General features: G+C 70.5%; 22 protein-coding genes. 12 read left to right on the top strand and 10 right to left on the bottom strand.

Features of this window, described 5'->3' with window-relative positions; genetic code table 11:
* The first annotated feature begins 34 nt into the window (after window positions 1-34).
* The 3 genes from ACTXG6_RS06415 to ACTXG6_RS06405 all read left to right on the top strand — a co-directional run bounded on the left by ACTXG6_RS06415 (window position 35) and on the right by ACTXG6_RS06405 (window position 3,407).
* On the top strand, window positions 35-460 hold the full coding sequence (locus ACTXG6_RS06415; protein ID WP_445186838.1) for a YciI family protein: 426 nt from the start codon (window positions 35-37) through the stop codon (window positions 458-460).
* 97 nt (window positions 461-557) lie between these two features.
* A complete protein-coding gene (locus tag ACTXG6_RS06410; RefSeq protein ID WP_445186837.1) occupies window positions 558-1,913 on the top strand; it encodes an RNA polymerase sigma factor in 1,356 nt (451 codons plus the stop codon).
* Window positions 1,914-2,108: 195 nt separating this feature from the next.
* Window positions 2,109-3,407: a multidrug effflux MFS transporter gene (locus tag ACTXG6_RS06405; protein ID WP_445186836.1), complete on the top strand. Its 1,299-nt coding sequence runs from the start codon at window positions 2,109-2,111 to the stop codon at window positions 3,405-3,407.
* Window positions 3,408-3,438: 31 nt separating this feature from the next.
* Here ACTXG6_RS06405 and ACTXG6_RS06400 read toward each other — a convergent pair whose 3' ends face one another.
* From ACTXG6_RS06400 to hppD, 7 genes are all read right to left on the bottom strand, one after another.
* Window positions 3,439-4,092, bottom strand: coding sequence for a hypothetical protein (locus tag ACTXG6_RS06400; RefSeq protein ID WP_445186835.1), 654 nt, complete (start codon window positions 4,090-4,092; stop codon window positions 3,439-3,441).
* A gap of 152 nt (window positions 4,093-4,244) precedes the next feature.
* The gene (locus ACTXG6_RS06395; protein ID WP_445186834.1) at window positions 4,245-4,835 is read right to left on the bottom strand and encodes an O-methyltransferase; all 591 of its coding nucleotides are present in this window, start codon (window positions 4,833-4,835) and stop codon (window positions 4,245-4,247) included.
* 5 nt (window positions 4,836-4,840) lie between these two features.
* Window positions 4,841-5,563: a class I SAM-dependent methyltransferase gene (locus ACTXG6_RS06390; RefSeq protein WP_445186833.1), complete on the bottom strand. Its 723-nt coding sequence runs from the start codon at window positions 5,561-5,563 to the stop codon at window positions 4,841-4,843.
* Window positions 5,556-6,176 carry a YdeI/OmpD-associated family protein gene (locus ACTXG6_RS06385; RefSeq protein ID WP_445186832.1) on the bottom strand — a complete coding sequence of 207 codons (621 nt, stop codon included), beginning with the start codon at window positions 6,174-6,176 and terminating at the stop codon, window positions 5,556-5,558. The genes ACTXG6_RS06390 and ACTXG6_RS06385 overlap by 8 nt, the downstream gene beginning before the upstream one ends.
* Window positions 6,177-6,424: 248 nt before the next feature.
* A complete protein-coding gene (locus ACTXG6_RS06380; RefSeq protein WP_445186831.1) occupies window positions 6,425-7,105 on the bottom strand; it encodes a GntR family transcriptional regulator in 681 nt (226 codons plus the stop codon).
* A gap of 238 nt (window positions 7,106-7,343) precedes the next feature.
* Window positions 7,344-7,922, bottom strand: a complete 579-nt coding sequence (locus ACTXG6_RS06375) for a TetR/AcrR family transcriptional regulator (protein WP_445186830.1) — start codon at window positions 7,920-7,922, stop codon at window positions 7,344-7,346.
* 103 nt (window positions 7,923-8,025) lie between these two features.
* On the bottom strand, window positions 8,026-9,225 hold the full coding sequence (hppD, locus tag ACTXG6_RS06370) for a 4-hydroxyphenylpyruvate dioxygenase (protein ID WP_445189929.1): 1,200 nt from the start codon (window positions 9,223-9,225) through the stop codon (window positions 8,026-8,028).
* A gap of 326 nt (window positions 9,226-9,551) precedes the next feature.
* Between hppD and ACTXG6_RS06365 the strand changes: the two genes are divergently transcribed.
* The gene (locus ACTXG6_RS06365; protein ID WP_445186829.1) at window positions 9,552-10,538 is read left to right on the top strand and encodes a R2-like ligand-binding oxidase; all 987 of its coding nucleotides are present in this window, start codon (window positions 9,552-9,554) and stop codon (window positions 10,536-10,538) included.
* Window positions 10,539-10,790: 252 nt separating this feature from the next.
* Complete coding sequence (locus ACTXG6_RS06360; RefSeq protein WP_445186828.1) at window positions 10,791-12,323, top strand: DHA2 family efflux MFS transporter permease subunit; 1,533 nt, start codon at window positions 10,791-10,793, stop codon at window positions 12,321-12,323.
* A gap of 183 nt (window positions 12,324-12,506) precedes the next feature.
* Here the strand turns inward: ACTXG6_RS06360 and ACTXG6_RS06355 are convergent, their stop codons facing one another.
* Window positions 12,507-14,732 carry an FUSC family protein gene (locus ACTXG6_RS06355; protein ID WP_445186827.1) on the bottom strand — a complete coding sequence of 742 codons (2,226 nt, stop codon included), beginning with the start codon at window positions 14,730-14,732 and terminating at the stop codon, window positions 12,507-12,509.
* Window positions 14,733-14,956: 224 nt separating this feature from the next.
* On the bottom strand, window positions 14,957-16,531 hold the full coding sequence (locus ACTXG6_RS06350) for an acyl-CoA synthetase (protein WP_445186826.1): 1,575 nt from the start codon (window positions 16,529-16,531) through the stop codon (window positions 14,957-14,959).
* 144 nt (window positions 16,532-16,675) lie between these two features.
* Between ACTXG6_RS06350 and ACTXG6_RS06345 the strand changes: the two genes are divergently transcribed.
* From ACTXG6_RS06345 to ACTXG6_RS06320, 6 genes are all read left to right on the top strand, one after another.
* Complete coding sequence (locus tag ACTXG6_RS06345; RefSeq protein ID WP_445186825.1) at window positions 16,676-17,857, top strand: TetR/AcrR family transcriptional regulator; 1,182 nt, start codon at window positions 16,676-16,678, stop codon at window positions 17,855-17,857.
* A gap of 85 nt (window positions 17,858-17,942) precedes the next feature.
* On the top strand, window positions 17,943-19,133 hold the full coding sequence (locus tag ACTXG6_RS06340; RefSeq protein ID WP_445186824.1) for a lipid-transfer protein: 1,191 nt from the start codon (window positions 17,943-17,945) through the stop codon (window positions 19,131-19,133).
* Complete coding sequence (locus ACTXG6_RS06335) at window positions 19,133-19,597, top strand: MaoC family dehydratase N-terminal domain-containing protein (protein ID WP_445186823.1); 465 nt, start codon at window positions 19,133-19,135, stop codon at window positions 19,595-19,597. The genes ACTXG6_RS06340 and ACTXG6_RS06335 overlap by 1 nt, the downstream gene beginning before the upstream one ends.
* The gene (locus ACTXG6_RS06330; protein WP_445186822.1) at window positions 19,594-20,010 is read left to right on the top strand and encodes a MaoC/PaaZ C-terminal domain-containing protein; all 417 of its coding nucleotides are present in this window, start codon (window positions 19,594-19,596) and stop codon (window positions 20,008-20,010) included. Before ACTXG6_RS06335 ends, ACTXG6_RS06330 begins: the two co-directional genes overlap by 4 nt.
* Before the next feature lie 71 nt (window positions 20,011-20,081).
* Window positions 20,082-20,918 (top strand): SDR family NAD(P)-dependent oxidoreductase, encoded by an 837-nt coding sequence (locus ACTXG6_RS06325; protein ID WP_445186821.1) that lies wholly within the window; start codon window positions 20,082-20,084, stop codon window positions 20,916-20,918.
* 101 nt (window positions 20,919-21,019) lie between these two features.
* Window positions 21,020-21,811 (top strand): hypothetical protein, encoded by a 792-nt coding sequence (locus tag ACTXG6_RS06320; protein ID WP_445186820.1) that lies wholly within the window; start codon window positions 21,020-21,022, stop codon window positions 21,809-21,811.
* A gap of 166 nt (window positions 21,812-21,977) precedes the next feature.
* Here the strand turns inward: ACTXG6_RS06320 and ACTXG6_RS06315 are convergent, their stop codons facing one another.
* Window positions 21,978-22,253, bottom strand: a complete 276-nt coding sequence (locus ACTXG6_RS06315; protein ID WP_445186819.1) for a hypothetical protein — start codon at window positions 22,251-22,253, stop codon at window positions 21,978-21,980.
* Between the two features lie 511 nt (window positions 22,254-22,764).
* Between ACTXG6_RS06315 and ACTXG6_RS06310 the strand changes: the two genes are divergently transcribed.
* A complete protein-coding gene (locus tag ACTXG6_RS06310) occupies window positions 22,765-22,965 on the top strand; it encodes a hypothetical protein (RefSeq protein WP_445186818.1) in 201 nt (66 codons plus the stop codon).
* The last annotated feature ends 28 nt before the right edge of the window (window positions 22,966-22,993 follow it).

Raw genomic sequence — 22,993 nt, 5'->3', positions numbered from 1 at the left:
ACCACACCAGCACCAGACAATCAGGGAGAACACCATGCGGTTCATTGCGATGGTCAAGGCCGACGAGCGCTCCGAGGCCGGCGAGATGCCCACCGAGGCGGAGTTGGCCGCGATGGGCGCGTACAACGAGGAGCTGGTCAAGGCCGGCGTCATGCTGGCCGGTGAGGGGCTGCACCCGAGTTCGCGGGGCTCCCGGGTGGTGCACACGGCGGAGAAGACCACGGTGCTGGACGGGCCGTTCACCGAGACCAAGGAGCTCATTGCCGGGTTCTGGCTGCTGCAGGCCAAGTCCTACGAGGAAGCCCTCGAGTGGCTCAAGCGGGCCCCGCGCCCGGAGACCGGCGAGTTCGTCATCGAGCTGCGCCCGGTGTTCGAGGCGGAGGACTTCGGCGAGGCGTTCACCCCGGAGCTGCAGGAGCAGGAAGCGCGGATCCGCGCCCAGGCGGAGCAGAACGCCTGACCAGAGGTCGTGAGTGGCAAGTGGCGCTATAGGACCACTTGCCACTCACGGGGTTTACGTCGTTGCGGCGGTCACCGGGACCTGCTCGAATCGTGGCGTGCCCCGGCCGGACCCCCCGCTCACCACACACCGCGCGATCGAGGCGGTGTGGCGGATCGAGGCGGCCCGGCTGATCGCGGGGCTGGGCCGGCTGGTGCGGGACATCGGGCAGGCCGAGGAGTTGGCGCAGGACGCGCTGGTCGCGGCGTTGGAGCAGTGGCCGGCCTCGGGGGTGCCGGACAACCCTGGCGCCTGGCTGATGGCCGTGGCCAAGCGCCGCGCGATCGACCAGATCCGCCGCCGGGAGCGGTTCGAACGCAAGCAGGAGGAGATCGGCCGCGACCTGGAGACCAGCCGAGACCCGTCCGAGGACGACTTCGACGCCGTGCTGGACTCGGTCGAGGGCAACATCAGCGACGACATGCTGCGCCTGGTATTCACCGCCTGCCACCCGGTGCTGTCCACCGAGGCCAGGGTGGCGCTCACCCTGCGGGTCCTCGGCGGCCTGACCACCACCGAGATCGCCAGGGCGTTCCTGGTACCCGAGTCGACGGTGTCGCAGCGCATCGTGCGGGCGAAGAAGACGCTGGCCAAGGCGGGTGTGCAGTTCGAGGCCCCGGTCGGCGACGAGCTGGCCGCCCGGCTGCCCTCGGTGCTCGAGGTGGTCTACCTGGTGTTCAACGAGGGCTACTCGGCGACCGCCGGCGACGACTGGATGCGCCCGGCGCTGTGTGAGGACGCGCTGCGCCTCGGTCGGATCCTGGCCGAGCTGGTGCCCGGCGAGTCGGAGGCGCACGGGTTGGTGGCGCTGATGGAGATCCAGGCCTCCCGCTCGCGCGCCCGCACCGACCCGGGCGGCGCACCGATCCTCCTGCTCGAGCAGGACCGGGCGCGCTGGGACCAGCTGCTGATCCACCGCGGCCTCACCGCGCTGGCCAGGGCGATGGCGCTGTGCGGCCCACCGGACCGCCCGGCACCCGGGCCGTACGCGCTGCAGGCGGCGATCGCGGCCTGCCACGCGAGGGCCCGGACACCGGAGCAGACCGACTGGGTCCGCATCTCCGAGCTCTATCGTTTGCTGGCCTACGCGGTGCCGTCCCCGGTCGTCGAGCTGAACCGGGCGGTCGCGGTGAGCATGGCGTTCGGCCCGGCCGCCGGCCTGGAACTGGTGGATCAGCTGGCCTCGGCGCCGGAGCTCACGGCGTACCACCTGCTGCCGAGCGTGCGCGGCGACCTGCTGGTCAAGTTGGGTCGCCGCGACGAGGCGCGCACCGAGTTCGAGCGGGCCGCCGCGCTCACCGGGAACGAGCGGGAACGGGCGCTGCTGACCGAGCGGGCCACCGCGTGCACCGAGGTCTCGGCCGGGGTGACCGCCACCCGCGCCGACAGCGGCGGGAACGACAGAAGCGGCTGACCATCGCCTGTCCGCGCTGTCGTTGCCCATCGTCGCGCACGCCCCTCGGCCAAGGTCAATCAATTTCGACTAACTCACATCTCCCGACCGAGCGGAACAACCCGGAAGATCGATTGCTTGTGAACCCCTGTTGGGCCAGCGCACAGCGTTGTTCGAGGCCTGTGCATTTTTCTGGCAAGCAAGTTGGGAGAAGTTGTGACTATCGCTGACGACCAGCCGAGGGCGACCACCGTCGCGGCCGGCCAGCCGTCCGCAGGGGCCGGTGCCAGCTACTCGGGCCGGCAGCAGCTGAAGCTGGTGCTCGTGCTGGGCGCGCTCGTCGCGCTCGGTCCCCTGTCCATCGACATGTACCTGCCGGCACTGCCGCGCATCGCACAGGACCTGCTCACCACCGAGTCGACCATCCAGCTCACCCTGAGCGGCACGGTGCTCGGGCTCGGACTCGGCCAGCTGCTGGTCGGGCCGCTGTCCGACGCGGTCGGGCGCCGCACGCCGCTGCTGGTCGGCACCGCGATCCACGTGGTCGCGTCGGTCCTGTGCCTGGTGGCCCCGAACGTCGAGCTGCTCACCGCGGCCCGGGTGCTGCAGGGGCTGGGCGCCTCGGCCGGCGCGGTGCTGGCACTGGCGATCGTGCGTGACCTGTTCAACGACCGGGCGGCGGCGACCCTGCTGTCCCGGCTGATCCTGGTGATGGGTGTGTCGCCGGTGTTGGCGCCCACCCTGGGTAGTGCGCTGCTGCGCTGGACCCAGTGGCGCGGCGTGTTCGTGGCACTCGGTGTGCTCGGCCTGCTGATCGTGCTGTTCGCCGCGCTTGCGCTGCCGGAGACGCTGCCGCCGCACCGCCGCCAGAAGCTCGCTTTCGGCGTCACCATGCGGACCTACGGCGGGCTGCTCGCGGACCGTACGTTCATCGGACTGGTGCTGGTGGCCGGGCTGGCGATGGCTGCCCTGTTCGGGTTCGTGGCCGGCTCGTCGTTCGTCTTCCAGCTGCAGTTCGGGTTGACCCAGCAGCAGTTCGGGTTGATGTTCGGGGTCAGCGCGATCTGGCTGATCGCGGCCACCCAGCTGAACGCCCGGTTGTTGCGCCGCTTCGAGCCGCACCAGATCCTGGTCACCGCCAGCGTGTTCGCCACGGTGGCCGGTGCAACGATGTTCGCGCTGGCCGTGACCGGTGTGGGTGGTCTGGTCGCCGTTGCGCTGCCGCTGTGGGCGGTGCTGTTCTTCGCCGGCCTGATGCTGCCGAACGCACCCGCCGTGGCGCTGTCGCAGCACGGCGAGTCGGCCGGCACGGCGGCGGCGCTGCTCGGCGCGGTCCAGTTCGGCCTCGGTGCGCTGGTGTCGCCGGTGGTCGGGGTGCTCGGCAACAACGCGCTGGCGATGGCCACCGTGATCGCCGGTGGGCTGCTGCTGGCCATGCTGGTGCTCGTGCTGGTGGCCCGGCCGTGGCGGCTGGACACCTCGCAGGTCAGCGACACGGTGGTGTTCGCGCACTGAGCGCGCCGGTCAGCGGCTCGGGGTGCCCGGTTCAGTGGCGACCGGGTGCCACCGGCGCCGGGCCCTTGACCGCGGCCGGCGGTGCCAGGTTGGGCAGCACCCTCCGGACCAGGTCGACCAGCACCGGCCCGTCCTGGGTGTCCGGCACCACGCCGTGCGCCAGGCTCGCGGTCACCGTGTAGCGGTCGTAGTCGACCATCAGCAGTGACCGGGTGGGCTGGTTGAGCAGGACGGCATGTGCATCGCCGAGCGCCACCGGCGCCGATGCCCTGGTGTCGCCGCGCTCGGCAGCGATGTTGCGCAGTCGCTGCGCGGCGGCCGACGGCGCGTCGGTGAACGCGGCGAGCCCCAACTGCAGCGCCGGGCCGCCCGGGCGGGGCCCCTGGTAGCCACAGCTGACCCGCTCGACGATGCCCACCGACGGGGCCGGCACCCCCATCACGGTGTGCACCCCGACGGTGCCGGTCGGCTGGCCCAGCAGTGCGGAGGCGTCGACCGGGCCGGTCAGCACCTCGGCGCAGTCGGTGGGCAGCAGGGTGGCCCTCGGCGCGACCGTGGCGGCCGGCCCGAGCTGTCCGGCCTGGGCGGCGAAGGTCGGCACCGCCAGCGCCGGAGGTGTTCGGGAGGCGGGCAGACTCGCCCAGCCGAGCGCGAAGCCCACGACCACCATCACACCGATTGCCACTACAACACCGAGCCGCCCACCCACCCCTCTACTCAAACACGGCCCGAGCGGGGTCAATATCAACTACACCAGACTGTGATAACAGGTTTTCCCACTGGACTTTATCGATCATGAGAACGGGGGGACCGGCGCTCAGGAGAACTCGGCGGAACTCAGGAAACGGCCTTCACCGCGAGCAGCTCACCCTTGCCGACCGGCACCACGGTCGCGGTCAGTGTCGGCTCCGCGTGGATCAGCCGCAGCAGCGGGGCGACCTCGTCGGGGTGTGACAGCACGTTGTCCACCGCCAGGAGCCCGCCCGGGCGCAGCACCCGCACCGGATGCGGCCACCAACCCGGATACTCCGGCCGCTCGGAGTCCAGGAAGAGCACGTCACAGCCGCCGTCCGGCAACTCGGCCAGCACCGCTCCGCCGTCACAGCGGCGCAGCTCAACGCACTTGTCCAGCCCGGCGGCGGCCAGGTTCGCGGCGGCCAACTCCTGTGCCGCTGCGTCCAGGTCGACGCTGAGCACCCGGCCACCCACCGGCGCGACCGCGTCCGCCAGCCAGATCGTGGAGTAGCCGTTCGAGGTACCGATCTCCACCACGGTGCGCGCGCCCATCGCCTGGATGACCACCGACAGCAGTGCGGCCGCGTCCGGCTCCAGGTTGCGCCGCCGGTTCAGCCGGTCGGACTGGGCCCCGTCGTATTGGAGGCCGTCCCGGTACAGCTCGTCCAACAGCGTGCGCAGCGCGTCGTCCACTCCGGTTACCCCCTGGTCCTGGCGCGGGCCCAGATCAGCGCGCCGCGCTTCGTCACCGTCATCGGGGTGGGCAGCTCGCCGGCGCGGTCCCGGGCCTCCCGCTCGGACAGCCCGCGACCGCGAAGGTACAGCGCGGCGGCCGAGCGGTCCGGCAACTCGACGTACGGCTGGTCCCATGAGATCACCTGGGTCACGTGGAAGACCTCGCCGACGATCTGGGCCGCCTCCTCGGCGTCGAACGGGGTCGGGTGACCCCAGTCCGGGAGCACCGAGGCGAGCTCGGGGTCGTTGGTCCGCCCGGCGGTGCTGGCCACGAACGTGCCGCCCGGACGCAGCACCCGGCGGATCTCGCGGAGCACCCGGACCGGCCGTTCCAGGTGGTAGAGCAGGTATAGCGCGGCGACGGCGTCGAAGGACGCACCGGCGAACGGCAGCTGTTCGGCCTCGCCGAGCACCTGGGGTGGCGGCGCCTGCCGCACGTGCTGGGCGTTGTCGAGAACCGGGGTCCAGATGCCGCGGTCGGCGAGCAACCAGGTCAGCCGCCCGGTGCCGCCGCCCAGGTCGAGCACCCGCTCGACGCCCATCGAGGCGAGCCGTTCCGCGACCATCGGGTGCACATCGCTGGACATCGAGTACGCGTCGGTGGCCCGCATGTTGGCGGCGAACCGGCCCGGGTCCAGGTCGTAGTCGGACGGCACCGGCGCCCCGCCGAGATCGGGCTCAGCCATCGGCGCCACTGCCCGTGCCGCTGCCCGTTCGCTTTTGCGGGTAGACCGTCTCGCCTCTCGCCAGCATCGCGACGAACTCGTCGAGCCGTCGCGCCCGGGTCTCGGCGCGCTTGACCGACCGCAGCCGGTGCAGGATCGCGAACCGGTTCTGGCTGGTCAGGGTGTCGAACATGGCCTGGGCGCCGGGCCGCGCGGCGAGCGCCTCGGCCAGGTCGGAGGGCACCTCGGTAGCGGCCTGGCCGGGGTACGCGGCCGCCCAGCGCCCGTCCGCCTTGGCCCGCTCCACCTCGGCGAGCCCGGGCGCGCACATCCGGCCGTCGGCGACCAGTCCGGACACCAGGTCGACATTGCGCGCCGACCACGTGCTGCGCGCCCGGCGCGGGGTGAAGCGCTGGCGGTAGGTGCCCTCGTCGCGGCGGCGCACCTGGCCGTCGATCCAGCCGTGGCACAGCGCCTCGTCCAGCGCCTGGTCGTAGCTGAGGCTGGTCGGCGTGGTGATGCCCTTCTTGGCCAGCACCAGCCACACCCCCACCGGTTCGCCGTGGTGCGTGCCGAGCCAGGCCCGCCAGGCGGCGGCGTCCGCGACGGTGAGTTCCGCCAGATCGTCAGCCACGATCGTCCACCCTTGCAGACCGCCGGCCGGTCGCCCACCACCAATTTGTCCGGGCACTGAGGATCCGGTCACCCCTGGTGCTCAAGCGACTGGAGTGGGCAGCGAGGCCGGTGATCAACGCAACGTAAGTCTGGTTTCCGGCGCTCAGAACCGGACCGACGATGCGTTGATCATGAGATCGGGTCCTCACGGACCGAGCCACCACGCACCCGGCCAGGCCTGACGCGACCGGACCAGAGCCCACCGACCTATTCGAGGCCGCGCTGGGCGATCTGTTCGTAGGCGTCGATGTTGTCCAGGGTGGCCCGGCGGACCGTTTCGGCGTCACCGGAGCGGTACGCCGCGATGAGCGAGCGCTGCGCCCGGTCGTCCCAGCCCCGGACACTGCCAGGCCCCGCGTCGCCGTCGATCCGGGCGTAGCCGACCCGCACGTAGCGCTCCAGCGCCCGCCACAGCCGCTCCAGGATCCGCAGGTCCCAGGCGGTGGCGGCCGGTCGGACCAGGTCGAGGTGGAACACGTGACTGCGGTCGTACACCTCGTCCCTCGGGCTCGTGGAGTCGACCAGGAACGCGAGCCCGGCCTCGAGCCGATCCAGCTCGCTGGCCCGGATCAGGCCGCTGGCCCGGACCGTGAGCTCGGGTTCGATCAGCCGACAGAGCTGACAGATGGCGTGCAGCTCCTCGAGCTCGATCGGGGCGACGATCGCACTGCGCCCCCGCCGGGTCTCCAGCAGCCCTTCCGCTTCCAGGCTGCGCAGCGCTTCGCGCACCGGGATGAAGCTGACCCCGAGCTGGCCGGCGATCTGGCGCAGTGAGAACTCCTGGCCCGGCGCTAAGCGGCCGGCCACGATGGCGTGACGAATTTCCGAGGTGACCCGTTCGACGACCGAAGCCGCCTCGACCGGGCGAACGGGCGCCACGCTCGTCATCTTGTCTCCGAATGCATCGAACCTCGGTGGGAAATTGCCCGAGCGATAGTCAGTCTCCGGACCATCTAACCGCACCCCTCGCGGGATACGAAAGGATGCCCCTGGTCCAGATGTGACAACTCGGCGCCGGGCGCCGTCGCTTCGTCCCATTTTCGCAGGCATTTGTCCGGGTGCCAATCACCCACAAACCCCATACGCCGTCGACAGCTCAGGATGATAGTCCTCATCCTGATCATCACTACGGACCGGTCAGTGCATCGCCAACCAGCGCCAGCAGTTCGCCGGACAGCTCGGGGTCGGACACCGCCCGCGCCATGACCACGGCGCCGACCAGCGCCGACAGGGTCAGCACCGCGCGCCGCCGGCGGGCCGTCGGGTCCGGTTCGTCGAGCAGCCCCTCGATGACCCGGAGGTAGCTCCGCACCTGGTCGCCGTATGCGCTCCGGGTCCGATCGGAGGCCCTGGCCACGTCGGCGCCCAGGGTGGCGACCGCGCAGCTGCCGGCCAGGTCGTCGCGGTGCTCGGGGCTCAGGTAGGCCGCGATCAGCCCGGCCAGCGGGTCACCGCCGCCGTCCCGTTCGGCACCGACCGCGTCGGCAATCCGCCGGGCGCCGTCCCACAGTGCCCGCACGATCGACTCGTCGACCAGTTCGTCCCGGGAGCCGAAGTGCCGGTAGAAGCCGCCGTGGGTGAGGCCGGCCTCCTTCATCAGCTCGCCGATCGCCGGTCGCGACAGGCCGTCGACACGCAGCCGGGTCGCGGTGATCTCCACGATCCGTTGGTGACTGGCGACCTTGTCGGCCTGGGAGTGGCCCACCGCGCGGCTCCTCGCCCCGGGCCGCCGGGGCGCCCCGGACCGGCTCAGCTAGATGATGGCCATCGTAGGTGAGCGCGGTGCCGGGCCGGGGTCGAAGGCGAACTCAGAAGTTGCCGCGCTTGGCCTGCTCGCGCTCGATGGCCTCGAACAGCGCCTTGAAGTTGCCGATACCGAAGCCGAGCGAACCGTGCCGCTCGATGAACTCGAAGAACACAGTGGGCCGGTCCCCGATCGGCTTGGTGAAGATCTGCAACAGGTAGCCGTCCTCGTCCCGGTCGACCAGGATGCCCCGGCTCCGCAGCTCCTCGATCGGCACCCGGACGTTCCCGATCCGGGCCCGCAGCTCCGGGTCGGAGTAGTAGGAGTCCGGCGTGGCCAGGAACTCGATGCCCTTGGCCCGCAGCGTGTCCACGGTGCGGATGATGTCGTTGGTGGCCAGGGCGAGGTGCTGGGCGCCGGGGCCGCCGTAGTAGTCCAGGTACTCGTCGATCTGCGAGCGCTTCTTGCCCACCGCCGGCTCGTTGAGCGGAAACTTCACCCGGTGGTTGCCACTGGCGACCACCTTGCTCATCAGTGCGGAGTAGTCGGTGGCGATGTCCTCGCCGACGAACTCCGCCATGTTGGTGAAGCCCATGACCCGGTTGTAGAAGGCCACCCACTCGTCCATCCGACCGAGCTCGACGTTGCCCACCACGTGGTCCAACGCCTGGAACACCCGCTTCGGCTCGCCGACCGGCTTTTGGTAACCGGAGCCGCGCGCGATGTATCCGGGCAGGTAGGGGCCGGTGTAGCCGGACCGGTCGACCAGGGTGTGCCGGGTTTCGCCGTAGGTGGCCAGCGCCGCGACCCGCACGGTGCCGTGCTCGTCGGTGACGTCGTGCGGCTCCTCGAGCACCGTGGCACCCTGGGCGCGCGCGTGCGCGATGCAGCGATCCACATCGGGCACCTCGAGCGCGATGTCCATGATGCCGTCGCCGTGGCGGCGGTGGTGGTCCAGCACCGGGCTCGCCGGGTCCACCCCGCCCTTGAGCACGAACCGCACCGCGCCCGAGCGCAGCACGTAGGCGTGGTGGTCCCGGTTGCCGGTCTCCGGCCCGGAGTACGCGACCAGCTCCATGCCCAACACGGCCTGGTAGAACAGTGCCGCCTGGGTGGCGTTGCCGACCGCCCACACCACCGCGTCCCAGCCGGTCAAGGGGAACGGGTCGCGCTGCGCGTCGTACTCCACCAGGCCGACCAGCTGGCGCAGCTCGTCGAGATCCAGGTCGGCCAACCGCTCCTGGCTGGTGAGGGTCTGGTCAATGCTCACGAGCGGCCTCCTCGGGTCGGGGCGTGTGCCCCCAGGACACTCCAGTGGTGGCCTTGTGCGCAATATCGACCCTCGTAGCTTCCTTTGGTGCACATTGCGCCTCGCACGACGCCCGCCGACCTGTACAGATTGACTAGCTCACCGCGCACAGTGCAGCTCGGGTTCTGACCGACCGCGCTTCGGCTGGACCAACCGACCCCGACCGCACTGGCCCGTTCGGGCCAACGGTGGCGCGCAAGGACCTCTGATCACGCGGCCGACTGTGTGATGATCAGCACAAAATTGACGCGCTTGCCACCCGTATTCACCGAGGAGTACCCATGGCGATCGACCGCAGTATCGAACACAACAAACGTGACGGATTCGGCAGCCTGTGCGCGGGCGGGCTGCGGATGGACTCGTTCCCGATGAAGCTGTTCCGCAAGGGCAACAAGAAGTTCTGGAACCCCGAGGACATCGACTTCTCCCGCGACGCCGAGGACTTCGCGGCGATGACGGAGGACGAGAAGCTGATGACCGGCTCGCTGGCCGCCCGGTTCATGGCCGGGGAGGAGTCGGTGACCCAGGACATCCAGCCGTTCATGCACGCGATGGCCGCCGAGGGGCGCCTCGCCGACGAGGCCTACCTGGCGCAGTTCGCGTTCGAGGAGGCCAAGCACATGCAGGGCTTCCGGATGTGGTTCGACGCCGTCGGGCTCACCGGTGACCTGCACGACTTCGCCGAGTACGGGCCCGCCTACGACATCATCTTCAAGGTCGAGCAGCCGAAGGCGATGTGGGCACTGATCGACGACCCGTCGCCGGCCGCGCAGATCCGCGCCTCGGTCACCTACAACCACATCGTCGAGGGCTGCCTGGCACTCACCGGCTACTTCGCCTGGGCGAAGGTCTGCAACAGCCGGGGACTGCTGCCGGGCATGCAGAAGCTGATCAAGCACATCGGCGACGACGAGCGCCGCCACATGGCCTGGGGCACCTTCACCTGCCGCCGCCACGTGGCCGCCAGCGACGACAACTGGAGCGTCGTGGAGCAGCAGATGGGCAAGCTCATGGAACCGGCGCTCGCGCTGACCAATGAGATCTACGGCCGCTTCGACGGCCGGGAGACCCCGTTCGGCATCGACGAGGCCGAGATGGCGCAGTACGCCGCCGACAAGCTGACCCGGCGGATGGAGTCCATCCAGGGCGCCCGCGGCCGCGACCCCCGGGAGATCGACGAGGACTACTCGCCGATGGACCTGGAGGACCGCTTCGGCGACGAGGACGCCAAGCGCCACCAGGAAGCCCTGGTCAGCGCCGGCGGGTAGCGGCACCGCAGGGATCCGGCCCCGCCTCGGTCAGGGACGGAAGCTCAACTTTGCGCAAGACGCGCGACAGTGGCCAACGCCACGCTCGGGTCGTCGGTCTGATCTGGACCGACGGCCCGAGCCTCTGTAACGCCCTGACCTGCACCTTTATCAGTTGATCGACGAGAGCCGAAGGTCCTGGCAGTTCTCGCGTTGAGGTCACGCAGTTTTGAAACTAGATACGATCAGTGTCTTAAGGTAATTCTTAGTGACGTGACAACCGCGACCCGGCCGACGCGCCGTGCCACCCAGGGCTGGGTGCTGCCCCTGTCGGTCCTGATCGTCGGCAGTTTCATGTCCGTGCTGGACACCAGCATCGTCAACGTCGCGGTACCGAAGATCCAGATCGAGCTGAGCGCCGCGCCCGACGACGTCGAGTGGATCGTCACCGGCTACACCCTGGCGCTGGGCATCGTGGTGCCGCTGACCGGCTGGCTCGGCATGCGCATCGGCCAGACCAGGCTCTACATCCTCTCGATGGTCGGCTTCGCGGCGGCCTCCGCACTGTGCGGCATGGCCTGGAACCTGGACACGATGATCGTCTTCCGGGTCATCCAGGCCATCCCCGGCGGCATCCTGCCGGTGGTCACGATGACGATGCTCTACCAGATCGTGCCGAGGGAGAAGATCGGCGCCGCGATGGGCATCTACGGCCTCGGCGTGGTCGTCGCACCGGCCGTCGGGCCCACCCTGGGCGGCTACCTGGTCGAGTACATCGACTGGCGGCTGATCTTCTACATCAACGTGCCGATCGGCATCCTGGGCACCATCGCCGCGGTCGCGGTGTTCCCCCGCATCGCGCCGACCAGCTGGCCCAAGTTCGACTTCTGGGGCTTCATCACCATCGCCTACGGCCTGTTCGCCATGCTGCTGGCCTTCTCCGAGGGCCAGAACTGGGGCTGGACCGGCTACCGGATCCTCGCGCTGTTCATCTCCGGGGCGCTGAGCCTGGCGCTGTTTGTGATCGTGGAGCTCGAGGTGGAGAACCCGCTCATCGACCTGCGGATCTTCAAGGTCCCGGCGTACGGGTTGTCCCTGATCCTGCTCGGCGTGGCGATGACCGGCCTGTTCACCACGCTGTACTTCATCCCGCAGTACCTGCAGAACATCCAGGGTCTGCAGGCGCTGGACGCCGGACTGGTGCTGGTGCCCTCCGCGATCGTGCTCGTGGTGCTGATGCCGTTCGCCGGGCGGATCTACGACATGATCGGGCCCCGGGTACCGGTAGCGCTCGGGCTGGCGGTGATGGCCTACGGCTCCTACCTGCTGGCCGGGCTCACCCCGAACACCCCGCGCGCCGACATCGAGCTGTGGACCGCGATCCGCAACGTCGGCACCGGGCTGGCGATGATGCCGATGATCACCGCCGGGGTGTCCGCGCTGCCCGCCAGGCTGACCTCCTCCGGCAGCGGCATGAACAACGTGATGCAGCGGGTGGCCTCGAGCGTCGCGGTGGCTGTGTTCGGCAGCCTCAACGCGACCGCGTCGGCGCAGATGATGTCCGACCGGGGCTCGCTGGTGAGTGGTGGCGCGCAGGCCCTGCCGGCGGTGACCGCGGCCAGCGAGAAGGGCGCACCCGGCCTGCTCGGCATGTACCAGCAGCTCAGCGCGAGCGTGACCACCCAGACCTACGACAACGGGTTCTACATCGTGGCGTTGATGAGCGCGGGCGGCGCGGTACTCGCCCTGATGCTGCGGTCCGGCAAGCCGAAGAGTGTCGGCGGCCCGGTTCACGTGGAGGTCTAGGAGGGTGCTGAACAACTCCGGCCGTAGCGAGCGGTGGCCAGGTGGTGTCATCGCAAGGCGGACGAGCGGGCCGATACCGGGGTTGTATCGGCCCGCTCGTCCAACGCCGCGAGGGCGCCGCCTGGGCGCCGCGCAGTAGGCCCGAGTTGTTCAGTGCGCTCCTAGGCGGCTCGGTCCGGGGAGTCAGGCGCTGCCGGCTCGGGAGCGGACGAGGCGGGCCAGCGCCGGGCCGGACCGGACCGGCTCGACCGTGCTCGAGGTGGCCCGCTCCACCCGGTCAAGGTCGTACGCCAGTGCCAGCAGCCAACCCCAGGCGTCCAGCGCGCGCAGCGCGGCGTGCGGCTCGGCGGCGAACCTGGCCGCCAGCGGGTTGGTCCGCAGCCGTGCCAGCAGTGCGTTGGCGCCACAGTTCGACGGCCGGCTGGCGGCGATCGCGTCCGCCACCTCGCGGTAGCCGGTGGCCACGTCCCGGGCGGCGTCGTCGATCCGGTCCGCGACGGCGGGCCAGGGCAGTGGGTCGATCTCCGGGTGCCGGTTGGTGAGCATCTGCGCATCGCTGGCCAGCCGGTGTACCACGCTGAGCACGGTCAGCCAGTCGGCGTCGTTGCGGTGCGCCGGCTCGGACCGGTACTGGCCGTAGGTGTTCTCGAACAGCACCGCGAGCCCCTGCGAGCGGAGTTTGCCCGGTGGCCGCCGGCACACCCCGCCGACCGCGTCGACCGTGGTGACCAGGTCGTCCGCGCCGGCCCGCAGCGCCGCCTCGGCGATCCGCCGGATCTCGCCGGCCCCGCCGCGTGGCCACACCGCCGCGCCGATGGCCGCCCCGATCAGCCCGCCGGCCACCACGTCGAGCAGCCGGGAGCCGGCCAGCTGCCAGGTGGCCGGGGAGACCTGGGCGAACAGCGTGGCCACCACGATGGTGAAGCCGGCCTGGCCGTACGGCGGACCGAGCAGCGGGCCGGCCGCGAACGCCAGCACCATGACCACCGGCAGCATGACCGCATAGACGGTCGAGTGGCCACCGATCACCGTGAGCAGCCCGGCACCCAGCGCCGCGCCGACGAGTGTGCCGGCGAACGCCGGGACCAGCGCGGCGCCGCTGGCGATCAGCGAGGTACGCATCAGGGTGAGGGTGGCCAGCAGTACCCACATCCCGTGCGAGAGGTCGAACACGTCCACCGCGGCCCTGGCCACCGCGAGACCGACGGCCAGGCGCACCGCGTTCTGCAGGTACACCGAGCGCGGGGTGAGGTGGCTGAGCACCCGGCCACGCCACAGCGTGGCCGTCGACGCGGTCGTGTACCACGCGGCCGGCGACGGCGCGGCCGTGTGGTCGGGCTCGGCGCCGATGGCCGCGCGGGTGGCCGCGACGAGGCTGTGGGTGGACTCGGCCACGGCCAGCGCGGCCACACCGGCACGGAGTCCGTCCGGCAGGTCGATGCTGTCGCCGCGGCGGGCGATCCAGTCGGCGCGCCGGTCCAGGTACTTCTCCACCATGGCCATCAGCGGCCCGGCGATCGGGGCCGGCCCGCGCCCGCGCAGCGCGGCCGCGACCTCGGCCAGCGAGGTGCGGACCGCGTCCAGCAGCGCGGCGGTGAACTCGGCCGGCGGTGCGTCCCGGCTGTGCATCAGCTCGTCCAGCACGGCGGTCCGGGCACCGATGATCCGGATCGCACCGGCCGCGTGGGTGAGCCCCCGGTCGCGGCGGCCGGGGCCGGTGGGCCGCTGCGGCACCGGTATCGCGGTCAGCCGCAGCCCCTCGAGCGCCTTCAGGGTGACCGCCCGCAGCTGCGCCTGCTCGGTCTCGGGGTGCGCCCGGACGGCGGCCAGGTACCGGGCGACCAGGTCGGCGGTGTCCGCGATCCGGGTGCAGAAGGCGGGTGGCGCGGGCGCGGGCAGCAGTACCCGGTCGGCGACGATCAGCAGCGCGACTCCGATGAGCAGCCCGATCAGCCGCTCGGGCAGCGTCTCCGGGGCGTACGGCGGGAAGCACGGCAGGATGTAGAACAGCTGCATCCCGTTGACCAGGCCGATCAGCCGGGGACCACCGACGCCGGCGTAGGCCACCCCGAAGCCGACCACCAGCATGCCGAGCACCGCCGTCCAGGTGCTCACCGCGAGCATGGTGCCCACCGCGACCAGGGCTGCGGCCGCCGGCAGCGCGGCGAGGTAGACCCGGGTGCGGATCGCCGGCGGCCCGAACACGTCGGACAGGGCGCCGAGCGCGATCGTGCCGAACACCGCGTAGGTGGCCATCACGCCGTCGCCGAGCAGGTAGCGGCAGAGGAAGAAGCCGACGCAGGCCGCCGTGGTGACCCGGACCGCGGCACGGATCGCCGTCAGGTTCGGGTCCCGCCCACGCAGCCACGCCGCCATACGGGCGGGGGCGGCGGAAACTGCGGTCAGCACGGCGACTCCTCGTCGGCCGGGGCGCGAGCGGCCCGGTCGAGTACGCCCATGCTCGTGCGCGGCTCCGGCAGCCCGCAAGTGCGTTCGGGTCCGCGGGCAGAGCGTTATCCTGCCCTTTACTACGACATTCATATAGTACGAGCCCCATGACCACCCGCGCGCTGGGCCAGCCGGGGTCGTGAGTGGCGAGTGGCCCCAGGAGGCGCTCGCCACTCACGGGGGTATTACGAGACGCCGCGGCTGCTGCCGGACCAGTAGCGGGCGCGGAGCTCGCGCTTGAGCACCTTGCCCGCGCCGGACAGCGGCAGCGCGTCGGTGAACTCGACCGAGCGCGGCGCCTTGTAGCCGGCGATGTGCTCCTTGACGTGCGCCCGCAGCTCTTCGCCGGTCGGTGCCGAGCCGCCGCCGCCACCACCGCCACCTCCCAGCACGACCACCGCGTGCACCCGCTCGCCCCACTCCTCGTCGGGCACCCCAATCACCGCGCAGGCCGCCACCGACGGGTGCTTGGCCAGCGCGTTCTCCACCTCGACCGAGTACACGTTCTCGCCACCCGAGACGATCATGTCCTTGATCCGGTCGACCACGAACAGGTAGCCCTCGTCGTCGAGGTAGCCGCCGTCACCGGTGTGCATCCAGCCACCGCGCAGGGCGGCCTCGGTCTCGGCCGGCCGGTTCCAGTAGCCCAGCATCACATGCGCCCCCCGGGACACGATCTCCCCGACGGAGCCGTTGGGGAGCTCGCGGTCCTGCTCGTCGACGATGCGCACCTCAGAATGTGGCGCGGCCCGGCCGGCGGACCGGCGCAGCCGCTGGACGCCGTGGTCGGCCGGGCTCAGCAGGGTGGCCACCGGGGACAGCTCGGTCATCCCGTAGGCCTGGGTGAAGTCGGCGGTGGGCATCCGCTTGGCCGCGCGCTCCAGCACGGCCTCAGAGATCGGCGACGCCCCGTAGATCAGGTTGCGCAGGCTGGACAGGTCCGCGCCGGCCGCGTCCGGGGAGTCCACCAGCATCTGCACCATCGTCGGTACCAGCAGCACGTCGGTGACCCGGTGCCGCTCGACCGCCTCGGCGACCCCGGCGGGGGTGAACCCCGCGACGATCACATGGGTGCCGCCGATCGCGGTACGGGCGGCCCAGGCGGCGCCGTCCGCGAGGTGGAACATCGGCGCGGCGTGCAGCAGGCGCCCGCCGGGCACCATGAACGCCCCGGACGCCGCGCTGCCCAGCGCCGAGGTGAGCAGGTTGGTGTGGCTGAGCATCACGCCCTTGGGCTGCCCGGTGGTGCCGCCGGTGTAGTAGATGCCGGCCAGCGAGTCGCCGCCGCGGCGCACGTCCGGCACCGGGTCGTGGCCGGCGATCAGCTCCTCGAGGTCCAGCGCACCCTCCAGCGCCGCACCGGAGCCGGCGTGCAGCACGGTCCGCAGTACCGGCGCCTCCGCGCGCAGCCGGGGCACCATCGCGGCGAACGCGTCGTCCACCAGCAGGACCGCGGTGCCGGAGTCCTGCAGCGAGAAGGCGATCTCGGCGGGGCTCCACCGGGTGTTCGCCGGCACCACCACCGCATCCGCCCAGGGCACCGCCAGCAGGTATTCGTGGTAGACGTCCGAGTTGTGCGCCAGGATGCCGACGCGATCACCGGAGCCGACGCCGAGCGCCCGCAGCCCGGCGGCGAAGCGGGCCACCCGCCGGGCCGACTCCGCCCAGCTGCGCACCCGGTCACCGAAGATGGTCGCCGGCAGCTCCGGTGTCTGCGCCACGGCGCGGTGCAGACCCTGTGTCAGGTACATCCCGGGCATTGCAAGTCCTTCCACAAAGTCGGAGACGTCCGCAGCGGGGTTCACATCTGATGTAATTAGCCTGATCGTAGGCTGCCACAACACGCCGCAGACTGGTGCGTCATTCACAATGACAGCTCGGCCGCGACTTGTGAAGGAGGGACGATGGCCCTGCCGACGACCGATGGACCGGTCCGCAAGCGGCCGAGGGACCGCAAGGCACAGATCGTCACCGCCGCCGCCCGGCTGTTCTGGGAACGCGGCTACCACCAGGTCGGCATGGCGGACATCGCCGGCGCGGTCGGCATCGGGGCCAGCGCGCTGTACCGGCACTTCCGGGGCAAGGGCGACCTGCTCGCCGCGGTGCTGACCGAGTCGCTGGACGGGCTGGAGCGGGTGATCGCCGACTCCTCGGCGCTGGACGACCAGCTGCGCGGCACCACCGGCGTCGTGCTGGCCCACCGGGAGTACGCCACGCTGTGGGAACGGGCACCGGGGCAACTGCCGGAACATGAGTTCGGCGAGCTGAAGGCCCGCCACCGCGCCGTGCTCGCCCGGCTCACCGCCACCGTGGCCACCACACTGGCCGAGCGCGGGGTGGTCGACCCCGCCGAGGTCGCACTGCGCACCCGCGCCGTGTCGTCGGTGCAGGAGAGCCCCTCGCGCCACCGCACCCACCTCGACCCGGACCGCTTCGTGGAACTGCTGCACCGGGCGGCCGCCGCCGTGCTGAGCGTGACACTGCCGGCTTCGGGTGAGCGGACCGCGCCGCACGCACCGAAGGATCCACAGCTGCCGGTGTCGCGGCGGGAGGCGCTGCTGGCCGCGGCGAGCAAGCTGTTCGCCGTACACGGCTACTCCGCCGTCAGCCTGGACGACATCGGCGCCGCCATCGGCATCGCCGGCCCGAGCGTCTACAACCACTTCCCGAGCAAGGCCGACGTCCTGCTCAGCGCGCTGCAGCGGGGCAACGAGGCGCTGTGGTTCGCCCTGCACCAGGCGCTGGCCAGCGCGGAGGGACCGGCGGACGCGCTGGACCGGCTGCTGGACAGCTATGTGGTGATCATGGCGAGCAACCCGGAGATCGTCACCGTGCTGCTCAACGAGGTGGCCAGCCTGCCGGCCGAGCAGCGCACCGACTTCCGTCGCACCCAGCGGGAGTACGTGGCCGAATGGGTCGCGCTGCTGCGCCGGTTCCGCACCGAGCTGTCCGAGCCGGAGGCCCGGGTGCTGGTGCACACCGCACTCGGCCTCACCAACTCGCTCTCGCAGCACCGCCCGGTCCCGGGCCGACCCGCGTTCGAGGCCGACCTCGGCGCGCTCGGACGGGCGGTCTTGCGCGCCTAAGTGAATCGTGATTAGGTCGAACTTCTTGAGCATCACGGATTTGTAGCCGTTGAATCATAGGAACGTCGACGCAAAGGAACTCTTCATGAGTCGGACCGTGCACGTCGTCGGTGTCGGCATGGTGCCCTTCACCAAGCCGCGCGAGACGCTGGGGTACGAGGTGATGGGCGAGCGCGCGGCGCGCGAGGCGCTGCGGGACTCGGGTGTCGGGTACGACCAGGTCCAGCAGGCCTACGCCGGCTGGGTCTACGGCGACTCGACGTCCGGCCAGGCCGCGCTGTACCGGCTCGGCCTCAGCGGCATCCCGATCCTGAACGTGAACAACAACTGCTCCACCGGCTCGTCCGCGCTGTACCTGGCGCGCCAGGCCGTGTCCAGCGGCGCGGTGGAGTGCGCCCTCGCGCTCGGCTTCGAGCAGATGGCCAACGGCGCGCTGCAGATGGGCTTCGCGGACCGCACCTCGCCGTTCGCCCGGTTCGACGAGGCCGCCGAGGGCCTGTACGAGGCCGAGGAGAATGCCCCATTGGCCCCGCGCTACTTCGGTGGTGCCGGCCAGGAGCACATGGACACCTACGGCACCAGCGTGGAGACGTTCGCCAAGATCTCGGTCAAGGCGCGCAAGCACGCCGCCAACAACCCGTACGCGGTGTTCCGCGACCAGGTCACCGAGGAGCAGGTGCTCGCCTCGCCGCGCATCTTCGGACCGCTGACCAGGCTGATGTGCTGCCCGCCGACCTGCGGTGCGGCCGCCGCCGTGGTGTGCAGCGCGGAGTTCGCCCGCCGCCACGGGCTGGACGGTTCGGTGGTGATCGCCGGCCAGGCCATGACCACCGACTTCCCGAGCACCTTCGAGGCCGGTCAGCTGCGCCGGATCGTCGGCTACGACATGACCGTCGAGGCCGCCCGCCAGGTCTACGAGCAGGCCGGCGTCGGCCCGGAGGACATCAAGGTCGTCGAGCTGCACGACTGCTTCGCGACGAACGAGCTGCTCAGCTACGAGGGCCTCGGGCTCACCCCGGAGGGGTCCGGGGAGAAGTTCGTGGCCGACGGCGACAACACCTACGGCGGCCGGGTGGTGACCAACCCGTCCGGCGGGCTGCTCTCCAAGGGCCACCCGCTGGGCGCCACCGGGCTGGCGCAGTGCACCGAGCTGGTGTGGCAGCTGCGCGGCACCGCCGGCCCGCGCCAGGTCGAGGGTGCGCGGCACGCGCTGCAGCACAACCTGGGCCTCGGCGGCGCCTGCGTGGTCACGCTGTACGAGAAGGTGGCCGCCTGATGGGCGCGATCGACCCGGCCGCGATCGGCACCGAGCTGCCGGCCCGGGAGGTCGACGTCGAGCGCGGCCGGCTGCGCTCGTTCGCCTCCGCGATCGGCGAGACCGACCCGGTGTACTCCGACGTCGATGCGGCGAAGTCGGCCGGGCACGCCGACCTGCCGGTGCCGCCGACGTTCCTGTTCGGCCTCGGGCTGGGCCGCGGCGAGGCCGACTTCACCTGGCTCACCGACCTCGGGGTGGACCTGCGCCATGTGCTGCACGGCGAGCAGAGCTTCACGTACCACTCGCCTGCGCATGCCGGCGACACCCTGACGCTGGCACCGAAGATCACCGATGTGTTCAGCAAGCGCGGCGGAGCCCTGCAGTTCCTGGTCCGGGAGACGGCGGTGCGCGACGCCGGCGGCAACCCGGTCGCCGACCTGCGGGAGACCATCGTCGTGCGCGACCCGGGAGCAGGGAAATGACAACCGCACTGACCGACGTCGAGGTCGGCACCGAACTCCCGCCGCTCGAGCTGGAGCCGATCACGCGCACCACGCTGGCGCTGTTCGGGCCGGCCTCGGGTGACCACAACCCGATCCACCTGGACATCGACGTGGCCCGCTCGGTCGGGCTGGACGACGTGTTCGCGCACGGCATGCTGTCGATGGCCTACCTGGGCCGGCTGCTCACCAACTGGGTGCCGCAGGACCGGATCCGGACGTTCGCGGTGCGCTTCGCCGCGATCACCCCGGTGCACGCCCGGCCGACCTGCACCGGGCGGGTGGTGTCCGTCGAGCAGGTGGACGGCGAGCGCCGGGCCGACCTGGAGCTCGCGGTGACCCTGGCCGACGGCACCGTCACGCTCACCGGCACCGCCACCATCGCGCTCCCCTAGCTAGACCTGACCGCAAGACCTGACAGCAAGACCTGACAGCTAGCCCCGACCTCTACCCACCGGGAGCAACCATGTCCGCCCTACCCCTCGCCGACCGCGTCGCGCTGGTGTCCGGTTCCGGCCGAGGCATCGGCCGGGAGATCGCCCTCAAGCTGGCCTCCGCCGGTGCCTCGGTCGTGGTCAACGACCTGGATAAGGACGTCGCTGAGCAGACCGCCGCCGACATCACCGCGAACGGCGGGAAGGCGACCGTCTGCGCCGGCAGCGTGACCGACGCCGACTTCGCCGACCGCTTCGTGGACACCGCCGTCAGCGAGTTCGGCGGCCTGCACATCATCATCAACAACGCCGGCTACACCTGGGACAACGTCGTCCAGAAGATGACCGACCAGCAGTGGGACGACATCCTGGACGTGCACCTCAAGGCGCCGTTCCGGATCCTGCGCGCGGCCCAGCCGGTGATCAGCGCGGCGGTCAGGGCGGAGCGCGCGGCCGGCGGCCCCCGGGTGACCCGCAAGGTCGTCAACATCTCCTCGATCGCCGGCACCGGCGGCAACGCCGGCCAGATCAACTACAGCTCGGCGAAGGCCGGCGTCACCGGGTTGACCAAGACGATGGCCAAGGAGTGGGGCCGCTACGACGTCACGGTCAACTGCGTGGCGTTCGGACTGATCCGCACCCGGCTCACCGAGACGCCGGCCGGTGGCGACGCCAAGATCGACGTGGCCGGACGGCAGATCGCGGTCGGGGTCAACCCGGAGCTGCTCGCCCAGTTCGAGGCGACCATCCCGCTGCGCCGCGCGGGCACGCCGGCCGAGGCGGCCGGTTCGGTGTACCTGCTCTGCATCCCGGAGAGCGACTACGTCAGCGGCCAGGTCGTGATCTGCGGCGGCGGCTTCAACGGATAGTCCCTTCGAGATCTCGACCATGGCCCGGGGCTGCGATATTTTATCGCGACACGGCCGCTCGAGCCCTTCGAGCGAGCTGCCCAGCACCCCGGACGGGACCGATGAGCACCACATCCCAGCGCCTGTGCACCTGGACCGCCCCGGTCTTCCTGGTCATGCTGCTCGGCGGTCTGCTGCTGCTGGCGAACTTCGTCCCACCGCCGGCGCCGAACCTGAGCGCCCAGCAGCTGGCGGACATCTTCACCAGCAACCCGAACAAGATCCGGCTGGGCCTGGTGGTCGCCATGCTGGGCACCGCCCTGATGGGCCCGTTCACCGCGGTGATCACCGTGCAGCTCAAACGCATCGAGGGCGCGCACTCACCGTTCGCCTACGCCCAGCTGAGCCTCGGCGTGATGATCCCGGTGGTCATCATCCTGCCGATGACCTCACTGGCGGCCGCCGCCTACCGGGGCGACCGCCCACCGGCGGTCATCCAGGCGCTCAGCGACCAGGCCTGGTTGCTGTTCGTGGGCGCGTTCTATGCGTTCGTCATCCAGCTCGTGGTCACCGGGCTGGCGATCCTGCGGGACGGGTCCGAGCGACCGGTGTTCCCGCGCTGGCTCGGCTACCTCAACTTCTGGTGCGCGATCGGCTCACTCCCGGCGGCCGGGCTGTACTTCGTGATGGACGGCCCGCTGGCGTGGAACGGCATCCTGTCCTGGTGGCTGCCGGTGGTGGCCTTCAGCGTCTGGGTGCTGTCGATGTTCGTCACGCTGCTCGGGGCGATCAGCCGGCAGCGCGACGATGGGCAGAACCTCGACCCGACCGGACCGAACAGCCGGGATCTCGACGCGCTGGCCGTCCGGGTCGCCGACCTGCTCGAGCGCCGCCAGGCCACGCCGGCACCGTAGCTCCGGCAGATCGGTCGGCACGGCCCGCGCGGCCCGGACCGGCCCCGGTCCACGCAGTTCGCCGCAATTCCGAATAAGTTATATCAATCCGCCTCGCGCCGGGGTCGCAAATGCAAGAAGGGGCGCCGGACTCGAAGTCCGGCGCCCCTTCCCGTGCGGAGCTAGCTCAGTTGCTGCCCGCGGTGTCGACCCAAGAGTTCTTCTGGTGACAGTCACCGTCGTGGCTGTCGCTGTTCTCCTGGTCCTTGGCCGCAAAGCCGGCAGTGCCCTCGACAACCGAGTTGTTGCACGCCTGCATCGGCACCTGAGCGGCGCTGTCCTGGACGTTCACCCAGCCGACCTGGCCGTGTGCACCGTCAAGGGCACCCGCAAACGCGAACGGGGTTGCCGCCAGCAGACCGGCAGCGGCGACCGCCACCACAATTCCAGCCTTCTTCAGCACAGTGGATTCTCCTGTTCATTGAGGCAGCATCGCTCGATGCCCGCCATGTCACCAGCGAGAATTGGGGAGCACCCGCCGGCAACGGCTAATGTAGAGGATCTTCTCAGCACAGCGACAGCGGGTAGCCCAAACGGGGGCGATCCTTATCCCCAACAAAGGTTACGAGCCCTTTCGAGTGATACACGTTATTACATCGAAATAACCACTCTGCGTTTACCGAGTCACGCAGTCTTCACCTCCAAGTGAAAAGACAACGGATATGCCGACACGCCGGAGCGGATGGCAAAACTGCTGGCCGGAGCGTTTCAGGCAGCAATCGCGCCACCCGAATCCTGGACGCCGGTCACGATAAGTGAGGGCGATTCGCGCCTGAACACCCAATTGGTCACCCACCTTGGTGAGACCGCCGCCAGATCGTTATCTGCGAGTCCGACTCTCGTTGATGTTGGCAGGTGCGACGACGCAGTCCGCGCCACACCGCACGCATCGCCACGAGGCAAAGGAACAAAGAATGAGCCGCACCCGCCGTTTGGCCCTGGCCGCAGCAGTCGTTATCGGTGGCACCCTCACCCTGGGTGGGGTCGCCTACGCAGACTCCACCTCGGAGTCGACGGGCCCCTCGGGCGACAGCTCGGTTCTCGATGGCCACGTCACCCCGGGCGTCAACAGCAACCAGGCGGACTTCGCCAAGCTCACCCACATCAAGCTCTGACCGAGCTGGTCGCAGGAGCACAAGCACC

It is taken from the genome of Pseudonocardia sp. Cha107L01, from assembly GCF_052566575.1.
Note: the sequence above shows the minus strand (reverse complement) of the source record. Positions and strands in the feature narration are given on the sequence as shown.